Raw genomic sequence first — 16,086 nt, 5'->3', positions numbered from 1 at the left:
GGTTCGAAACCGGTTGATACCACTGGCGATGTTGCCCGACTTTCGGATTGTAGAATGAAGTTCTTTTTCCACACTGACACTGACAGCCGTTCGAACGACGTGGAAGGTATGGAGTTTGATGCACCAGACGAGGCGAAGGCTCAGGCAATTGCCATGTGCGGCCGAATGATGCGCGACGCGCCCCGCAGCTTTTGGGGCTCGCGACCCTGGAGTGTCACCGTCACTGACGAAACTGGGCTCATCCTGTGGAACATCGATTTGGATGCTACATCGTCGGCAGCGGGGAGCAGCTTGGAAGGTAACCGCCCATAGCTGGCGGACTTCGACGCACCATTCCTGCAAAGCAAACCAACTGTGGTGGCACCCTAATGATTAGCGAGCAGCTTGTCCGGCTCCCGACCGGCGTGACCGCCGCACAGACGGTCATCGCCACAGGCGCTCTTGGTAGAGTAGGCCGAGTCGCGGTCAAAGTTCCGCGAGTTCGCCGACGACGTACGCAACGGCCGCTTCACTATACGGGTTAACGCGCGACTGCCTCTCAGTGAAATTAGGAGCGTACACGAGCGTCTGGAGAAGGGCGGGGGCGGCAAGATCGTTCTGACGATCTGACTGGACGCGCAGCTGCGTAAGCCAGACTTTGCTGGCAATTAAAGGCCAGCCGCGAGACGAGGCGACGATTCCCCAAGCCGTCATCGGAATCCCACAGGGTGAACGAATGGCGGAATGCGGGGATGCAAAAGTCAGCCACGAATGGCTGGAACTGGGTCGCGGCAACCGTCCGAGGTTCGACTGAGTTTCAGCTCAAAACCGGCGGCTGGTTCATCGGCCTGATCACTCAACGGTCGCCCGCTTGTCGGTCCATCCATCCAAGATCGCGAAGCCTGCGCATTTAACTGAAGAGCAAAGCAGAAGGCGGCGACCAGTTCGCCACTTGGGCGTTTAGCGATCGAGCAAGCTTCAAATTAGGAACGAGACCAACCTTATGAAGACGGTTGTGGTAACAGGCGCGAGCGCCGGCATCGGCCTCGCAACTGCGGATCGCTTTGCGCGTAGCGGATGGCAGGTGGCGATCATCGCAAGGGACCCGACACGTCTCGGCGAAGCCAAGACGATGCTTGAGCAGCATGGCGGTAAAGTGCTGGCGATCTCAGTCGACGTTGCCGATGCGAAAGCCGTCGACGAGGCCGCCGATAAGGTGGTCGCCGAATTTGGCGCGATCGACGCCTGGGTCAACAACGCCATGTCGACGGTGGTTGCTCGCGCGCACGACATAACGTCAGATGAATATGCCCGCGTCACCGGGACAACCTACCTGTCGCAGGTCTACGGAACGCTTGCCGCACTGCGTCACATGCGTACGCGGGATCAGGGGGCAATCATCCAGGTGTCGTCCGGCCTCGCGATCCGGGCCGCTCCCTTGCAGGCCGCGTATTGTGGCGCAAAGGCTGCGGTGGGCGGCTTTACGGACTCGCTGCGCTCGGAGCTGATCTCGGACAAATCAAAGATTACGCTCAGCGTTGTGTATCTGCCCGGTGTTAATACGCCGCAGACGAGCTGGGCACGCACTCACACTGGCCGTGAGCAAATCATTCCCGATCCACTCTTCGACCCGCGCCTTTGCGCCGAAGCGATTTGGACCGCAGCGCACTATCCTCAACGTGAGTTCTGGGTTGGGCGTTCGACACTGATGATGGCGCTCGGGCAGTCGGTCGCACCAGGCTTCTCCGATCGTGAGGCAGCCGGAATGCTCGACAAGCAGCAGGGCGATCCGATGCCCGATCGCGCTGGCAATCTTGACGAGGCGGTTCCGGGACCGGCGCAGATCGACGGAAATAGTACCGACCGGGCGAAGGGCAGCCGCCGCGAGTTCTTCACGAGCCGTCAGCGCGATATGCTGAAGGTAGGCGTAGTGGGTGGTCTGCTGGGTGCGGGGGCTTTAATGGGCGCTGGTGCGTCACGCGCGCTGCCGCGTCTTTCTCGTTGACCGGGGTGCTAGCGCGGCTGCTGCCGCAGCATCATGAGCGTATCAAACTCGGCGTTCGCAAGGACGGCTATCTGCCGCTTGAGCAATATGGCGCGCTTGGGGATGGCCGATCCGTCGCACTGTCCGGTGCCGATGGATCGATCGACTGGTGGTGCGTGCCGAACATGGACTCGCCTCCATTGTTCGACCGATTACTCGATGGCGAGAATGGTGGGTGCTTTACGCTACAGCCCGATCGCCCCTTCACCGTCGAGCGCCAGTATCGCCCAGGTAGTAACGTACTTGAGACGATCTTTACGACGCCGAGTGGGCGAGCCAAACTGACGGAGTCTCTCAACAGTGGCACGGCGGGGCGTCTGCCATGGGCCGAGCTGGCGCGGCGGGTCGATGGGCTGGATGGCACTGTCCGCTTTAACCTGACTATGAAGCCCGGTCGGCGAGGCGATACGGTCAGTCCGTACCACTCGAAGATCGGTGGCCATACGGTTTTCCATGTCGAGCGCGTCCTTGGTCTCTTCGTTCACAGCGGCACGGTACATTGTGACTGGGCCGACGAAGGCATCACTGGTGAAGTAACGGTGGCTGCTGGCGAACGTCAGACCGTCGCGGTCGTGGCTGGACGTGACGAGCCGCTGGTGGCCCCAACGATTGAGCAGATTGATGCACGCATCGATATATCGGACCAGGAATGGCGGGACTGGAGCGAGCACGTCGCCTACACCGGTGAGGACCGCGACGCGTTCTTGCGCAGTGCGTTGGCGCTGAAACTCCTGCTCTATTCACCATCTGGCGCCATCGCGGCTGCGGCAACGACATCGATTCCGGAAGGTATCGGCGGAGCCAAGAATTATGACTATCGCTACGCCTGGATCAGGGATGCCGGCTACACGATCAAGGCGTTCCTGACGGCAGGCCTTGAAGCCGAGGCGAAGGCTGCGTTCAGCTGGCTGCTCGATCAGCTTCGCAGCGTCGGCACACGCGTGGTTTATACACTCGATGGCAAGGTCGTGCCCGGGGTGTCAGAATGGGCCATGCCAGGGTATCGCGGATCGACCCCGGTTCGTACCGGCAATCAGGCTACCGATCAAAGTCAGCACGGCGTCTACGGCGACATTTTCGAGACGGCCGCCTGCTTCGTTGGCTGCGGCAATATCCTCGACCCCGCGAGTGCGGAACTGCTTTCGCACCTTGCCGACGAATGTGCTGATCGTTGGCGTCTGCCCGATGCAGGCATGTGGGAGCTGGAGGAGGCGCAGCATTACACGATGTCCAAGGTCAGCTGCTGGCAGGCTCTGGCCCGCGCCGTGGAACTGGCGGACCAAGGTCAGCTACCGACCACGTGCCGGGAACGCTGGTCGCGCGAACGCGACCGCATCAAGGACTGGATCGAAGGCGAATGCTGGTCGGAGAAGAAGCAGGCCTTCGTCATGTACCCGGGTACCGACAAGCTCGATGCCTCGCTGGCGCTTGCTGTCCGCTTCGGCTTTGATGGTCATGATCGCCTGCTGGCGACGATGGATGCGATCGATCGTGAGCTCGGCAGCGGTGCTTTTCACTACCGCTATACCGGCATGGAAAAGGAAGAAGGGTGCTTCCTCGCCTGTTCCTTCTGGATGGTAGAGGCCCGGGCGGAACTTGGTCAACGGCCTGAAGCGCGCCAGCGGTTCGATAGGTTGAACAAAGCATTGTCTCACGGACACGGCATCCTTGCCGAGATGATCGATCCGGCGAGTGGCGCGTTCCTTGGCAACCTTCCTCAAGGTCTCAGCCACCTAGCGCACATCATGGCGCTGTCCGTCCTGGACGAGGCAGCGCCTGCAACTGACTCTGATTCTATCGCAATGGAGATAAGCATGACCGACCGTCTGACTATGCAGGATCCTCGCTCGCAGTACCCGCAGCCGCCTTTCCCGCGACAGCCGCAGCCCGTCCCCGGCGAAGCGTCGAAGATGGATCCCGTGCCCGACCATGGCGAAACGAGCTATAAGGGCTCAGGCAAGCTTGCCGGGCGCAAGGCGCTCATCACAGGCGCGGACAGCGGCATCGGTCGCGCGGCTGCTATCGCGTTCGCACGTGAGGGCGCCGACGTTGCCCTGTCGTATCTCGAGTCCGAGAAGAACGACGCGGCCGAGGTCATCGAGCTGATCGAGGCAGAGGGGCGCACCGCCGTCGACCTGCCCGGTGACATCACCGACGAGGAGTGGTGCAAGACACTCGTGGCGCAGGCTGTCGAAAAGCTTGGCGGGCTCGACATCCTCGTCATCAACGCCGGACGGCAGCAGAACCGTGAGGACATCTCGAAGGTCACGTCGGAGGATTTCGACAAGACCATGAAGACAAACCTCTACGCGATGCACTGGATCGCACAGGCGGCCGTGCCGCACCTGCCGGCAGGCGGCTCGGTCATCACCACCGCCTCGGTGCAGGCCTATAAGCCGTCCGCGATCCTGCTCGACTACGCCACGACCAAGGCTGGGATCGTCGCCTACACCAAGGCGCTCGCCAAGCAGCTGCTGGAGAAGGGCATCCGCGCCAATGTCGTGGCTCCTGGCCCGTTCTGGACGCCGCTCCAGGCATCCGGTGGTCAGCCGCCTGAAGCGGTGATGAAGTTCGGTTCGGAAAGCCAGTATGGCCGCCCGGGTCAGCCTGTCGAGATCGCGCCTGTCTATGTGCTGCTGGCGAGCCAGGAAGGCAGCTACATTAGCGGGGAGGTGTATGGCGTCACTGGTGGTGCTGGCGTCGCCTGACAATGAAAAGCCCCGGTCAGTCCATACTGATCGGGGCCTTCAATATTATATGGCACCCTTTGTCCCAAAAGAGGAGAAATCGCTTCAAATCATCTGCAGCATCCCGATCCTCAAGCCAACTCATGCCGCCCCGAGGACGTCATGAACGCATGTCTAAAGTGGGGAAGCGGGCAGGAGGGCTGGAATAACCGCATCTGGGTCAACTCATCTTTTTGACCGAAGCATGTCCCGTGCGGCAGTTTGCAGGAGTTCCTCCAAGGTGGGATGATACCAAGCCTGATCTTCGAACGCTGTCACATCCATCCCCTGTTCGATCGCCAAGGCGACCAGATGGCCAAGGTGTTCGCCGTCGGGCGAGACGATCGATGCGCCGAGCAGCATGCCGTCGACATCGGCATAAAGGCGAACGATTCCGAAGTGGTCGCCATCGGCTGCGGCCCTGCCGTTGTCGGCAACTGCGGCTTCGCCAATCTGTGCGCCCTCCGGAAGTGCGTCGAAAGGCGCGCCAACCTCCACCAGATTTGGCTCGGTAAAGGCGACGGCGAAGGCGGGAAGCGGCTTGGCCGCCCCGCCGCCCATGGCCACCTCGCCCGCGACGCGTCCGCCCCGTGCCGCTTCGTGCAGGACCGGGCGCCAAGCGGTGGCATCTCCTGCAAGGAAGATATTGCTGTCGCCGCATCGTCTGGTGGCTTGGTCGAACAGCGGCGTGCCATGATCGTCGAGCGTCAGGCCGGTGCTTTCGAGATCCAGGCCTTCCAGCGCGGGCGGGCGGCCGGTTGCGGCAAGGATGCAATCCACGGTCACCGAGCCCCCCGGCCAGCCGAGATGAGCCCTGCCATCCTCATCGAGCGTCGCCGAAGCTTCGACGCCAAGCACAAGCGTCATGTCCTTCGACAGGGCCTCGATCGCCGCTTTGTTCGTCGTGGGATCGTGCAGTCCGCCGATCATGTCGCTGTCATCGATGACGGTCATGTCGACGCCAAGGCGGGCGAAGGCCTGCGCGAGTTCCAGCCCAAGCGGACCAGCTCCCAGGACCGCCATCGCCTTTGGCAAGCCGTCCAGCTCGAAGGTGGTCTCGTGCGTGTGGACGAGGTGGCCCACGGGGCCGAGCGGCTCGGGTATGATCGGATGTCCGCCGGTAGCGACGATGATGCCCTTGGCAGCGGTGATGCGCATCTCGCCCGCGACGATCGCGTCGGGACCGTCGAACCGCGCGCTGCCGTGAACCACGCAGTCTGCGGGTATGGCATGATATTCCTCCAGTACGGAGGCGACGAACCGATCGCGCTCGCGGCGGACGCGTTCCCATAGCTTTCCGGCGTCCACGACGACGGGGCCGGTGATGATGCCAAATTCGGCAGCATTCCGGGCCTGATGCGCGACCCGGCCCGCCGCGAGCAGCAACTTGGACGGCATGCAGCCGACCCGGGTACAGGTCGAGCCGCCGGCGCCACGCTCCACGATCACCACATCACCGCCACGTGCGACTGCGGCCTTATAGGCTTTCAGTCCGGCAGTGCCCGCCCCGATGATCGCCACATCGCAATTGCGCTCGTTCAATATCGTTCTCCGAGGAAAGTGGGCAGGACTGGCATGAGGCCTTGCGGATGCGGCGGTCGTCCGGCGGATGAAGGGACGCTTGCGTGCGCCATCCCTGGCAGGCCGCGGCTTCGATGGATCAACGGTAGGTCAGTCGGCTCGCACGGACCATCTCTCCGATCCATCCGGTCAGCAGCGTGGAATAGACCCGCTGATGCTGGACATCTCGCATGGCGTGCGTCGCGCCCTGTATGATCCGATGGCTGAGCGAGTTCGTCTGGCGAAACGCCGCCTGCATCGACAGCAGCGCCTCACGCGGGATTTGTTCGTCCCTTTCCGACTCCACGATGAGCACGTCACCGCGGAACTCGGCGCAGGCGGTCAGCGCGCGGTCACCGCCCGCGCCATGCGGCTGCTGCCGATACGTCCGGACGATCTGCTTATCGAGCTTTGCCTTCGGCGTGTCCCAATGTTCGTCGGGATACAGCGCGGGAACGCGCATCGCGAGCCACCGAACGGGACGCAGTGCCGTCAGGAGCATCGCCAGATAACCGCCGTAGCTGGTGCCGACGACGCCGATCGAAGCACCATCGATCAGCGGTTGGGCGGCCAGATAGTCGTAGGCGGCGAGCACGTCGTCGAGGCTGTCCTGCCGCGTGATCCGCTCCTTGTCTGCGCCGCTTTCGGCATGACCGCGCAGGTCGAAGGTGAAGCAAATGCATCCGAGCCGCGCCAGTTCTTCGGCATGGCCCAGGTCTTCTGCCTGATCGCCACCCCAGCCGTGGATGAACAGGAAACCCGGTACCGGAGCCTCCGGGCTCAGCAGAGTTCCCGCGACCGTTTGACCGCCGACCTGCAACGATACCTTGCCTTCATCGATCTTGGCCGGATCGCTCACGCCAGCCTCACCGCATATTTGGTCATCGGGCCGACGGCGGGGTCGTCGCCCTGATAATATAGGATCGCACCCACCGGTGGAGTGACGAGGTCATAGACCTCGACGGTCGAGCATCGAACCGACGTCGTATCGGGTTCGTCCCGCAGTGCCTCGAACGCCGCGATCTCTGCACCGCTCGCGCCGCCGACGCGCCAGGATTGTTCCAGGACCCCGATACGGCGTAGTCCTGCGTGATCGGTGCCCTCGATGACGTCGTAATTACGCCGCGTCAGTCGGATGTCAGGATAGGCGAGGTGCGCGGAACGATCGAACGTGGCGGCGCATTCGATCGCGCGGACAACCGAGGCGGGCAGGTCAAGCGCGGCAAGCGCGTCGAAGCTGCCGCGGACTGCGCACAGGTCGGAGCCGCCATAGACCTCGCGACCCTGATGATCGACGGTGAGGGTCTGGCTGCCCCAATAACTGATGCTGTCCTCGCCCAGCTGCACCGATCCGACGCTGTAGGTGATCACATCGGTCAGATTGGCTTCCAGGACGATTCCGCACTGCGCCAATGCCGCGGCATCTTCCTGCATCAGCATTTCATCGAGCGACGTTGCGTCATTCACAACCGTCTGGCCGAGGCCCGCCTTGCCGCAGACGTCCTTCAGCCTGACGGGGCCCTCGGCAAGAAGCAGGCGGCCGGCCCGTGCGGCGTCACGGATGCTGAACGCGGTGAAACCGGTCAGCGCGGCGTCGCCCATCATGTCGGCCATGACGCTCGACCAGGCGGCGGGGCGATCCGCCTCGTCGTCGACCAGTGGATGCGTGATCGCCTTGGTGCCGATGAACATGGCTGGGACTACGCCACCCAATATCTCGACACCCTCTGTGGTGTAGCGGCTCTGCGACTGGTTGAGCGTGTCGCCCGGCACAAGCAGCACCCCATATGCCGATGCGTCGCCCTCGCTGGCGGGAAGATGGTCCGTGTCGAGATAGGCGGCGATCCGTTCGAGCAGCCGATCGCGCGATGACCGATCATGCTCGTGACCCCAGGGGCCGCCAGGATCGACGAGTGCGGCGACTCCGCCATATCGCGGCAGCACATGGCCCAAGGCGGCGGGCGAATACGATGGTTCAGCGACGACGGAGATCGTGTCGAGCATACCGGCAAGCCTTATCTTGGGTTATACCGGATGAACGTCCATTCAGGCGGCTTGTTCATGGTCCGCGATTGCGACCGCTTAATATTTATGATTGATCTGCATTGCTGTGATTGCGCGCCGGTTGGCCGGAACAAAGAAGCGTCGGGCGTCGACCTTGTCGCGCGTCGATCTTCACGATCTGCACGCGTCTTTCCGCCCGTATCCTGCGTTGAGCTGGCGTAACGGAGAGATCGATGGCGAGAGAAGAGGACGAGGCATGGATGCGCAAGGCGATCGCAGTCGCGCGGTCGAAGGGGTCGGATCCCTCTACTTCTCCGCTCGGGTGCGTGATCGTACTCGATGGCAAGGTGGTAGCGGCTGAACGGAATCAGACGCACGAACTGCCTGATGCGACCGCGCATGCTGAAATGATGGCGATCCGGCGGGCCTGCGAAGGGATCGGCCAACTCGAGCTTCGCGGCGCCACGCTCTACTCGACGTTGCAGCCATGCGGCATGTGCACGATGGCATCGATCTGGTCCAAGGTCGGCCGGGTGGTTTACGGCGCTGGCCGCGGCGACGTGCATCCGATGTACTTCGAGGCGAAGCACGTCGACACAGTGTCGTTCATCGCCGACGCCTATCGCGACGACATCGTGATCGAGGGCGGTTGCCTGGCCGAGGAATGCGCCACGCTCTACTATGGCCCCGATGCGGACCTTCCTCTTGAGGAGCAGGCAAACCTGTGACCGACCAACGCCGTGTCGACATCAATACCGCCAGTGCCGACGAGCTGAACGCCGTGCCCGCTCTCAAGGGTCATGGGTTCGAGATCGTGCGCTATCGCGAAGAGCGCGGCGGGTTCAGCGATCTACGACAGCTTGCGGAAGTGCCTGGGATGACGAGCATGACCGAGGCACTCGATGACGCGGTAACCGTCGGTAGCGGGTGAAGCTCAATGTGGTGCGAGGCGACGGAACGTGTCCTTCAGGATACGTTCGTTGATCGGCTTCTCCAGGATCACCATCGGCGCGGGGCAAGGGTGACACGCTGCCGGCGTTCCCGTCACGAAGATGACCGGTGTCACGCCATGTTCGGCGATGATCATGCGCACGGCGTCCGGACCGGTGCCGGCGGTCAGGATGACGTCTGACATGATGAAGGCGGGGGGACGCAAACGTGCCGCGGCGATCGCCTCATCCTGCGAACCCGCTTGCGCGAAAGACGTCGCGCCCGCCGTTCCGATCAACTGGATGATGTGGTCGGCGATGAGGAAATCGTCCTCGATGACGAGCACATGGCACATGATGGTGATCCCGGGTAATTTACCTTTCAACCAGTGGGATCAACCGATGTGTCCGTTGGCTGCCATTATTCTGCGCAAGCGGGGATTGATTAAATCGGAGCTTCAATTTCAAAGCGTACCCCTTCCGACAGATATCTAATCTCAGCCTTGCCGTTCACATGCCGTGAAAGCACCCGTTCGATCATCCGCGTACCGAATCCTACGCGGGTGGGTTGTATGACCGGCGGACCGTCCACCTCAACCCAAGTGAAGCCGAACCGACGTTCCGCCGCGCTACCATTGATTGCCCAACGTATCTCGACGTGGCCATCGGGCACCGACAAGGCGCCATATTTGATCGCATTGGTCGCCAGTTCATGCAGTGCCATGGAAAGCGCCAGTGTCACCTCGGGCGTCAGCCGGATCGTAGGACCGTCAGCCGAAAAGCGTTTGCCGCCGCGATCCATGAACGGGCTCAACACGCGACCCACGATATCACCGATCACGGCCCCTTCGATCTCGTCCTTTAGCAGCAACTCGTGGGCTGACGCCAAACTCGCTATTCTGCCAGACACTGCATCGCGTGCCCCTTCGAGAGACTCAGCATCGCGAAGTGTTTGACCGACCACCGCGCTAACTGTCGCCAGCGTGTTCTTCACCCGGTGGGTCAACTCCTGTGCCAGGACGCTGCGCTGTTCCTCCGCGAACTTGCGTGCCGAGATATTGCTGGAGAAGCCCGATATCGCCAGCGGCGATCCATCGGCCCGCCGCTGCAGTGATCCTTGCGAATGGATCCAGCGCTGCTCGCCCTCGGGCGTCAGAATGCGGTATTCGATATCGTATCTAATGTCTTGTTCAATTGCGGCGTTCAGCGATGACTTCATCAGGTCGCGGTCGTCCGGGTGCACACAGGCCAGCACGTCGTTGATCGACAGGACGTCGCTGGCGGGCCGCCCGAAGTTAGCGAGGCAACTTGTCGAATAGCTGAGCCGCCACTCCGGTAAGTCGATCGTCCAGGTGCCGAGACCGCCGGCGTCCAAGGCGAGTGCCAGCCGCGCTTCTCGTTCCGCAAGCGCCACTTCTCGTCGGACGACTTCGGCACTCAGGTTATCGCGGTCGCGTTCCAGTTGCTGCAACTGGTGTCTTTCCAGCGTGACGTCGAGCTGCGACGCAACGAAATAGCGCAGGATGCCGCCGGTATCGAATACCGGGGCGACCATCAGCCGGTTCCAGAATGGCGTACCGTCACGACGGTGATTGAGCAAATCGATGTCGATGCGTTCGCGGCGGGCGATCGCAAGACGCAAGCTATCCACGTCAGTTAGGTCAGTCAGCGGGCCCTGCATGAAACGGCAGTTCCGGCCCACCACCTCTGCCGCCGAAAAGCCGGTCAGCTGCTCGAACGCCTGGTTGACGTAGACCAGCGGGTTGTCAGGTAAGGTGGGGTCACTGACGACCATTGGCGTAATGCAATGATCGAACGCCGCAACGAACGGATCACTGCCATCTACCCGGCGCGTGAACGCTTCCAATGCCCGGCGCACCGCAGGTGGGGCATCGAACGGTTTGCTTGGCGCGAAAGGAAGCGGCTTGCGATCCAAAATAGGAACGGCCTAGCGGTAAGGCGCTGATCGAGCAATCTTGCACAGCATATGCCATGGCTGCGCGCGCGTCGCCCGTGGGGATGGCAGACGCTCTTCTATGCCATGCGTCTTCGTCACGACCATAGCGCAGCGAAGGCCGGCGCGGCGATAAAGCTGGCGGGCTGGGGCGACAGGGGCGGGGGATCGCATACCCCTTCCTCGATGTATCGCATTGCGGAGATAAGCCCGGTGCGGGAAAACGGCTTTGGGATCACGCCATGTCCTCCGGCGAAGTCCGCAGGAATCTTGAGCGGGTTCGCCGTGACGAACACGACGATTGCGTCCACCCAGCGTTTCCGAATGATCGCGCAAACGTCCAATCCGCTGGAGGGCTCCGTCAAATCAAATGCACCGGCTGGTAATCTGAAGAGGGTAGGCGGCGGTATGCCCCGCCCGCGCAAGCCCGCCAGCCCGTTTCGCTACTTCAACTCGTCACCTGAGGTGATCCGGTTGGTCGTGCTGATGTACGTGCGCTTCCCGCTTTCGTTGCGGAACGTAGAGGACCTGCTGTCCGAGCGGGGGATCGACATCTGTCACGAGACGGTGCGGTTTTGGTGGAACAGGTTTGGCCCGCTCTTTGCCCGCGATATCCGCCAACGGCGGGTGAGCCGGATGCGTGGCTTTCGCCACTGGCGTTGGCATCTGGACGAGATGTACGTGAAGCTGAATGGCGAGATGGTCTACCTGTGGCGGGCGGTCGATCATGAAGGTGAGGTGCTGGAAAGCTTCGTTACCAAATCCCGTGACAAGGCGGCAGCGCTGACCTTCATGAGGAAGGCGCTCAAGCGTCATGGTTCGCCAGATAAGATCACCACCGACGGCCTGCGCAGCTACGGCGCGGCGATGAATGAGCTGGGCTGCCGTGATCGTCAGGAGGTGGGTCGCTGGGCCAACAACCGGGTCGAGAACAGCCACCTGACCTTCCGACGACGAGAGCGAGCGATGCTCAGGTTTCGGCAGATGAAGACGCTGCAGAAATTCGCCTCAGTGCACGCCAATGTCCACAACCACTTCAGCTTGGAACGTCACCTCATCGACAGACAGACCTATCGAGAGCGACGCTCCGCCGCGCTGGCGGAGTGGCAGGCGCTTGTCAGCTGAGGCTTGCCCTCAAAAGACCAGCTTCAACCTGCCGAGACGCGTCCGCATTAAACTGACAGCTCCGCCAAGATCCATCGAGTGCGATGGACTTTTGTCGCCCGCGTTTGGCTGACCGTTAAGCGCATGGTTTTAGGCGAACGATGACGGACGTCTGCAACGAGATGATTCTCTTCGGCTCCTCATGTCCCTGCACCGCAACCGCTGAGATCAGCCTATTTGGTTGCGGACTCGCGGCTCGCTGCGGAGGATCGCTGCAATGATCGCGACCAAGGCTTCCTCAGCCCGCGAGCGCCCAGCAGAATTCTTAGCGAGCAGTTCGTGCCGGATTCGTTCAGCGGTTCGACGCACGATGCTGGTAATCAATCCAAACTGCTCATCATACTTCGCTTCTTCAACGCTTTTCTTCAAATGCCCCCTCTTGGGAGGGCAATGAAATCAACCCTCGAGCATCAGACACATCAACGAGCGGCCATGTCCGTGAGGGCGCTCGCGGCAGGCTCAGCGCTGGGGCGGGTGGCGATGGCCGCGATCAACGCTTCGGCGTTGTAGGGCTTGGCCAGAACGACACAGTCGATCTCGCTGGCAACCGCTCCGGGATCACCGGTTGCGAACACGACGGTAGCGTCGGGGCGCAATGCGCGGGCCTTTTCGGCGAGCTCACGCCCGGACGCTCCCGGGAGATTGAGGTCGGTCACGAGCACGTCGACGGGGGCGGTCTGCAGCGCCATCAACGCCTCCTCGGCGCTGGCGGCTTCTACCACGACGAAGCCGGCCTGCTCCAGCATCTCGCCGGTGTTCCCGCGGATCAGGTCGTCGTCTTCGACCAGCAGCGCCGTCCGACGTAGCGTCGGCGTCGAGGCGATCGGTGCCGAGCAGGCGGTGACGAGCTCGGGGACGGCAGCCGTCGGGATCGATGCCTGCCCCCGCTGGCGCTGATTGGCCAGCACATGGCGGAACTTCCGAGCCAACGCATCGCGGGTATATGGCTTGGACAGCAGTTCGACACCCTTGTCGAGTTTGCCGCCGTGCACGATCGAATTCTCGGTATATCCACTGGTGAACAGCACGGCGAGCTCAGGCAGGCGCTGGCGCGCCTTGCGGGCGAGTTCCGGGCTCTTCAGCGGCCCCGGCATGACCACGTCGGTGAAGAGCATGTCGATCGGAACCCCGCTCTCGATGACCGCGAGCGCGCTCGTCGCTTCCGGTGCCTTGAGGACCCGGTAGCCGAGATCGGTCAGCATCTCGACGACAGTGGCGCGAACCTCTTCGTCGTCCTCCACCACCAATACCGTTTCCGTGCCGCCCGTAATCGGTCCTGCATCGCTGACGACCTCGACGTCTTCGACCTCGGTCGCCCGCGGCAGATAGAGCCGGATCGTGGTGCCCTCGCCGACTTCCGAGTAGATCTTCACGTGGCCGCCCGACTGCTTGACGAAGCCATAGACCATGGAGAGGCCGAGGCCCGACCCCTTGCCCTCGGCCTTCGTCGAGAAGAACGGCTCGAACACCTTGGCGATGATCTCGGGCGACATGCCCGAACCCGTGTCGCTGACCGCCAGCATGACATATTGGCCCGGCGTCACTTCGTCGTGGGAGCGCGCATAGGCGTCGTCGAGATGAGCATTGGCCAATTCGATGGTCAGCTTGCCGCGGCCTTCCATCGCATCGCGTGCGTTGATCGCAAGGTTGAGCAGCGCGTTCTCGATCTGCGCGGGGTCGATGAAGGTGTTCCACAGCCCGCCGGAGAAGACGGTCTCCACCTCGATCGCCTCACCGATCGCGCGACGCAGCATGTCGTCCATCCCCTGCACGAAGCGGGTGACGTTGACGACCTTGGGCTCGAGTGCCTGACGGCGGCCGAAGGCGAGCAGTTGGGCCGCGAGCTTCGCGCCGCGCGCAACGCCGGCCATCGCGTTTGCGACGCGCTTTTCGGCACGCTCGTTGCCGGCCACGTCCCGCATGAGCAGCTGGAGATTGCCGCCGACGACCTGGAGCAAATTGTTGAAGTCGTGCGCGACGCCGCCTGTCAGCTTGCCGACAGTCTCCATCTTCTGCGCCTGGGCGAGCTTCACCTCTGCCTGGCGGCGTTCCGCGATCTCATCGATGACGCGGCTTTCGAGCGTTTCGTTGAGTTGCCGGAGCTGATCCTCGGCGCGCTCGCGATGCCGGACCTGGCGTGCCAGACTCTCCGCATGCTCCCGCAGGCTCGCCTCCGCCGCGCGCTGGTGCGAGATGTCGGTGTGGACTCCCACCCACTCCCTGATCTCGCCGGCACCATCGAGAATGGGCAATGCCCGAATGGCGAAGGTCCGCCATTCGCCATCGTAGCGGCACACCCGATGCTCGTGCACAAACATGCTGCGGGTCGTCACCGCCTGGTTCCAGGCGATGACCGTCGCTGCCGAGTCGTCCGGGTGGACGGCCGATGCCCAGCCGAAGCCCTGATATTGATCCGGACTCTGCCCGGTCAGCGCGCTCCAGCCGGGCTGTTCGCCGATCATGCGACCGTCGGCGCTGTTCGTCCACAGCACGCCGTGAACCGCTTCCATGGCGGTGCGGAACCGGCTGTTGCTGGCCTTGATCTCCAGCTCGCGCTCGGCGCGGTCACTGACGTCGATACCGAGGATGTAGACGCCGACCGTCGTATCGTTGTCGCCAACGTGGGGCACGTAGCGGATCTCGGTCTGGCGTGGTCCGAGGTCGCGGTGATGAAGCACCGTTTCGGCGATCACCGCATGGCCCGCCAGAGACCGATCGAGGTCTGCCGCGCGCGAGCGATACGCCTCCTCGCCGATCACCGCCCGGACGTGCTTGCCGATCATCGCTTCGGGAGCGATGCCGAACCAGGCCTCATAGTCGGCATTGGCGAAGCGGTAGACGTGCTCGCGATCGACGTAGGATACCAACATCGGCACCGCGTCCGCGATGCGGCGCAGTTCGGCCTCGCTTGCCGCCAGCTTGCGCTCGGTGGCGACGCGCACACTGTTGTCGATGATCGTGCAGAGCACCCCGCCGGGCGTGCCATCGGCATCGTACACGGGGGTGTAGAACAGGCCGAGCATCAGTGTCTGTGGGCCATCGGGACGCTCGAAGACGATCGGCTGATCGAGATAGGACTGCGTTTCGCCCTTGAGGACGGCGGCCAGCACCGGGCCATTCCAGTCCCAAACCTCGGGGAAGGCCTCCGCCACCGGCGTACCGAGCGCGAGCGGATGACGATCACCGGCGATCTCCCGATAGGCATCGTTGTAGAACATGATGTGGTCTGGTCCCCACATCAGCACCTTTGCGATCGGCGAATTGACGAGGTTGGAGATGGTCGCGCGCATCTCGTGCGGCCAACCTTCGGTCGCGCCAAGCGTGGTACGGCTCCAATCGCGATTGCGGATCAGCGTCCCGCACTCACCCCCAGCCACCGGCCAACCCTGTATCGCAGGTCGAGCGATCGGCCCCTGGCCATCGCGCAGGGCGCGAAGCCCCGCCCTGACGACTTCGCTGACGTTGGCATAATCGCCCGTGGCCAAACTGCTCGAAATGAAGCTCTTCAGCTCGGGCGTCAGCGATACGTTGCAGGAGAGGCGCGAAGTCATGATCCGGCCCTGCGCATGTGCGCGATTTGTGTCAATGGATGGCACGAAACCGTCCGTGTCACGGCAAACGCCATATGGTCCCGAAGCTTAGCGGGCATGAAAGACACGTCGTGACGTGGCGAACCGCGATGAGACCCGTCGTGCCCGCGTGGCGCCACGTTCGTCATTTCCGACA

Annotated in this window: 13 protein-coding genes and 1 pseudogene; 7 read left to right on the top strand and 7 right to left on the bottom strand. The window is 62.7% G+C overall.

Annotation, left to right across the window (positions count from 1 at the left end; genetic code table 11):
• The first annotated feature begins 54 nt into the window (after positions 1-54).
• The 4 genes and pseudogenes from AC07U4_RS16175 (at position 55) to AC07U4_RS16160 (ending at position 4,731) form a co-directional block, all read left to right on the top strand.
• Positions 55-312 carry a DUF6894 family protein gene (locus AC07U4_RS16175; RefSeq protein ID WP_495196106.1) on the top strand — a complete coding sequence of 86 codons (258 nt, stop codon included), beginning with the start codon at positions 55-57 and terminating at the stop codon, positions 310-312.
• A gap of 670 nt (positions 313-982) precedes the next feature.
• Positions 983-1,984, top strand: a complete 1,002-nt coding sequence (locus AC07U4_RS16170; protein WP_495181467.1) for an SDR family oxidoreductase — start codon at positions 983-985, stop codon at positions 1,982-1,984.
• A gap of 5 nt (positions 1,985-1,989) precedes the next feature.
• Positions 1,990-2,271, top strand: a pseudogene (locus AC07U4_RS16165) (trehalase-like domain-containing protein); the annotation flags it as partial.
• Between the two features lie 135 nt (positions 2,272-2,406).
• Positions 2,407-4,731 carry an SDR family oxidoreductase gene (locus AC07U4_RS16160; protein WP_495196188.1) on the top strand — a complete coding sequence of 775 codons (2,325 nt, stop codon included), beginning with the start codon at positions 2,407-2,409 and terminating at the stop codon, positions 4,729-4,731.
• Between the two features lie 204 nt (positions 4,732-4,935).
• Here AC07U4_RS16160 and AC07U4_RS16155 read toward each other — a convergent pair whose 3' ends face one another.
• The 3 genes from AC07U4_RS16155 to AC07U4_RS16145 form a co-directional block, all read right to left on the bottom strand.
• Complete coding sequence (locus AC07U4_RS16155) at positions 4,936-6,291, bottom strand: dihydrolipoyl dehydrogenase (protein ID WP_495196105.1); 1,356 nt, start codon at positions 6,289-6,291, stop codon at positions 4,936-4,938.
• A gap of 118 nt (positions 6,292-6,409) precedes the next feature.
• Positions 6,410-7,168 (bottom strand): alpha/beta hydrolase family protein, encoded by a 759-nt coding sequence (locus AC07U4_RS16150; RefSeq protein ID WP_495181469.1) that lies wholly within the window; start codon positions 7,166-7,168, stop codon positions 6,410-6,412.
• Positions 7,165-8,313 (bottom strand): DUF3182 family protein, encoded by a 1,149-nt coding sequence (locus AC07U4_RS16145; protein WP_495196104.1) that lies wholly within the window; start codon positions 8,311-8,313, stop codon positions 7,165-7,167. The genes AC07U4_RS16150 and AC07U4_RS16145 overlap by 4 nt, the downstream gene beginning before the upstream one ends.
• Before the next feature lie 233 nt (positions 8,314-8,546).
• Between AC07U4_RS16145 and AC07U4_RS16140 the strand changes: the two genes are divergently transcribed.
• Both AC07U4_RS16140 and AC07U4_RS16135 read left to right on the top strand, forming a co-directional pair.
• A complete protein-coding gene (locus tag AC07U4_RS16140) occupies positions 8,547-9,041 on the top strand; it encodes a nucleoside deaminase (protein WP_495181471.1) in 495 nt (164 codons plus the stop codon).
• The gene (locus AC07U4_RS16135) at positions 9,038-9,244 is read left to right on the top strand and encodes a helix-hairpin-helix domain-containing protein (protein WP_493160801.1); all 207 of its coding nucleotides are present in this window, start codon (positions 9,038-9,040) and stop codon (positions 9,242-9,244) included. The genes AC07U4_RS16140 and AC07U4_RS16135 overlap by 4 nt, the downstream gene beginning before the upstream one ends.
• Positions 9,245-9,247: 3 nt before the next feature.
• Here AC07U4_RS16135 and AC07U4_RS16130 read toward each other — a convergent pair whose 3' ends face one another.
• Both AC07U4_RS16130 and AC07U4_RS16125 read right to left on the bottom strand, forming a co-directional pair.
• The gene (locus tag AC07U4_RS16130; RefSeq protein WP_495196103.1) at positions 9,248-9,598 is read right to left on the bottom strand and encodes a response regulator; all 351 of its coding nucleotides are present in this window, start codon (positions 9,596-9,598) and stop codon (positions 9,248-9,250) included.
• A gap of 89 nt (positions 9,599-9,687) precedes the next feature.
• Positions 9,688-11,178, bottom strand: coding sequence for an HWE histidine kinase domain-containing protein (locus tag AC07U4_RS16125; protein ID WP_495196102.1), 1,491 nt, complete (start codon positions 11,176-11,178; stop codon positions 9,688-9,690).
• Positions 11,179-11,604: 426 nt separating this feature from the next.
• Here AC07U4_RS16125 and AC07U4_RS16120 point away from each other — a divergent pair, with 426 nt between their 5' ends.
• Entirely contained in the window at positions 11,605-12,321 is a 717-nt protein-coding gene (locus tag AC07U4_RS16120; RefSeq protein ID WP_495196187.1) for an IS6 family transposase, read from the top strand.
• 207 nt (positions 12,322-12,528) lie between these two features.
• Here AC07U4_RS16120 and AC07U4_RS16115 read toward each other — a convergent pair whose 3' ends face one another.
• Together AC07U4_RS16115 and AC07U4_RS16110 are read right to left on the bottom strand one after the other, a co-directional pair.
• Positions 12,529-12,729: a hypothetical protein gene (locus tag AC07U4_RS16115; protein ID WP_495196101.1), complete on the bottom strand. Its 201-nt coding sequence runs from the start codon at positions 12,727-12,729 to the stop codon at positions 12,529-12,531.
• Between the two features lie 50 nt (positions 12,730-12,779).
• Entirely contained in the window at positions 12,780-15,911 is a 3,132-nt protein-coding gene (locus AC07U4_RS16110) for a hybrid sensor histidine kinase/response regulator (protein WP_495196100.1), read from the bottom strand.
• Between the last annotated feature and the right edge of the window lie 175 nt (positions 15,912-16,086).

The sequence above is a fragment of the Sphingomonas sp. GW821-FHT02B09 genome, assembly GCF_059421875.1.
This window is presented reverse-complemented; position numbering and strand designations above follow the sequence as displayed.

Excerpts from the sequence above, each read along its gene's own strand:
- AC07U4_RS16120 (WP_495196187.1), top strand. The coding sequence starts at position 11,605 with ATGCCCCGCCCGCGCAAGCCCGCCAGCCCGTTTCGCTACTTCAACTCG.
- AC07U4_RS16140 (WP_495181471.1), top strand. The coding sequence starts at position 8,547 with ATGGCGAGAGAAGAGGACGAGGCATGGATGCGCAAGGCGATCGCAGTC.
- AC07U4_RS16110 (WP_495196100.1), bottom strand. The coding sequence starts at position 15,911 with ATGACTTCGCGCCTCTCCTGCAACGTATCGCTGACGCCCGAGCTGAAG.
- AC07U4_RS16130 (WP_495196103.1), bottom strand. The coding sequence starts at position 9,598 with ATGTGCCATGTGCTCGTCATCGAGGACGATTTCCTCATCGCCGACCAC.
- AC07U4_RS16145 (WP_495196104.1), bottom strand. The coding sequence starts at position 8,313 with ATGCTCGACACGATCTCCGTCGTCGCTGAACCATCGTATTCGCCCGCC.
- AC07U4_RS16160 (WP_495196188.1), top strand. The coding sequence starts at position 2,407 with ATGAAGCCCGGTCGGCGAGGCGATACGGTCAGTCCGTACCACTCGAAG.
- AC07U4_RS16175 (WP_495196106.1), top strand. The coding sequence starts at position 55 with ATGAAGTTCTTTTTCCACACTGACACTGACAGCCGTTCGAACGACGTG.
- AC07U4_RS16170 (WP_495181467.1), top strand. The coding sequence starts at position 983 with ATGAAGACGGTTGTGGTAACAGGCGCGAGCGCCGGCATCGGCCTCGCA.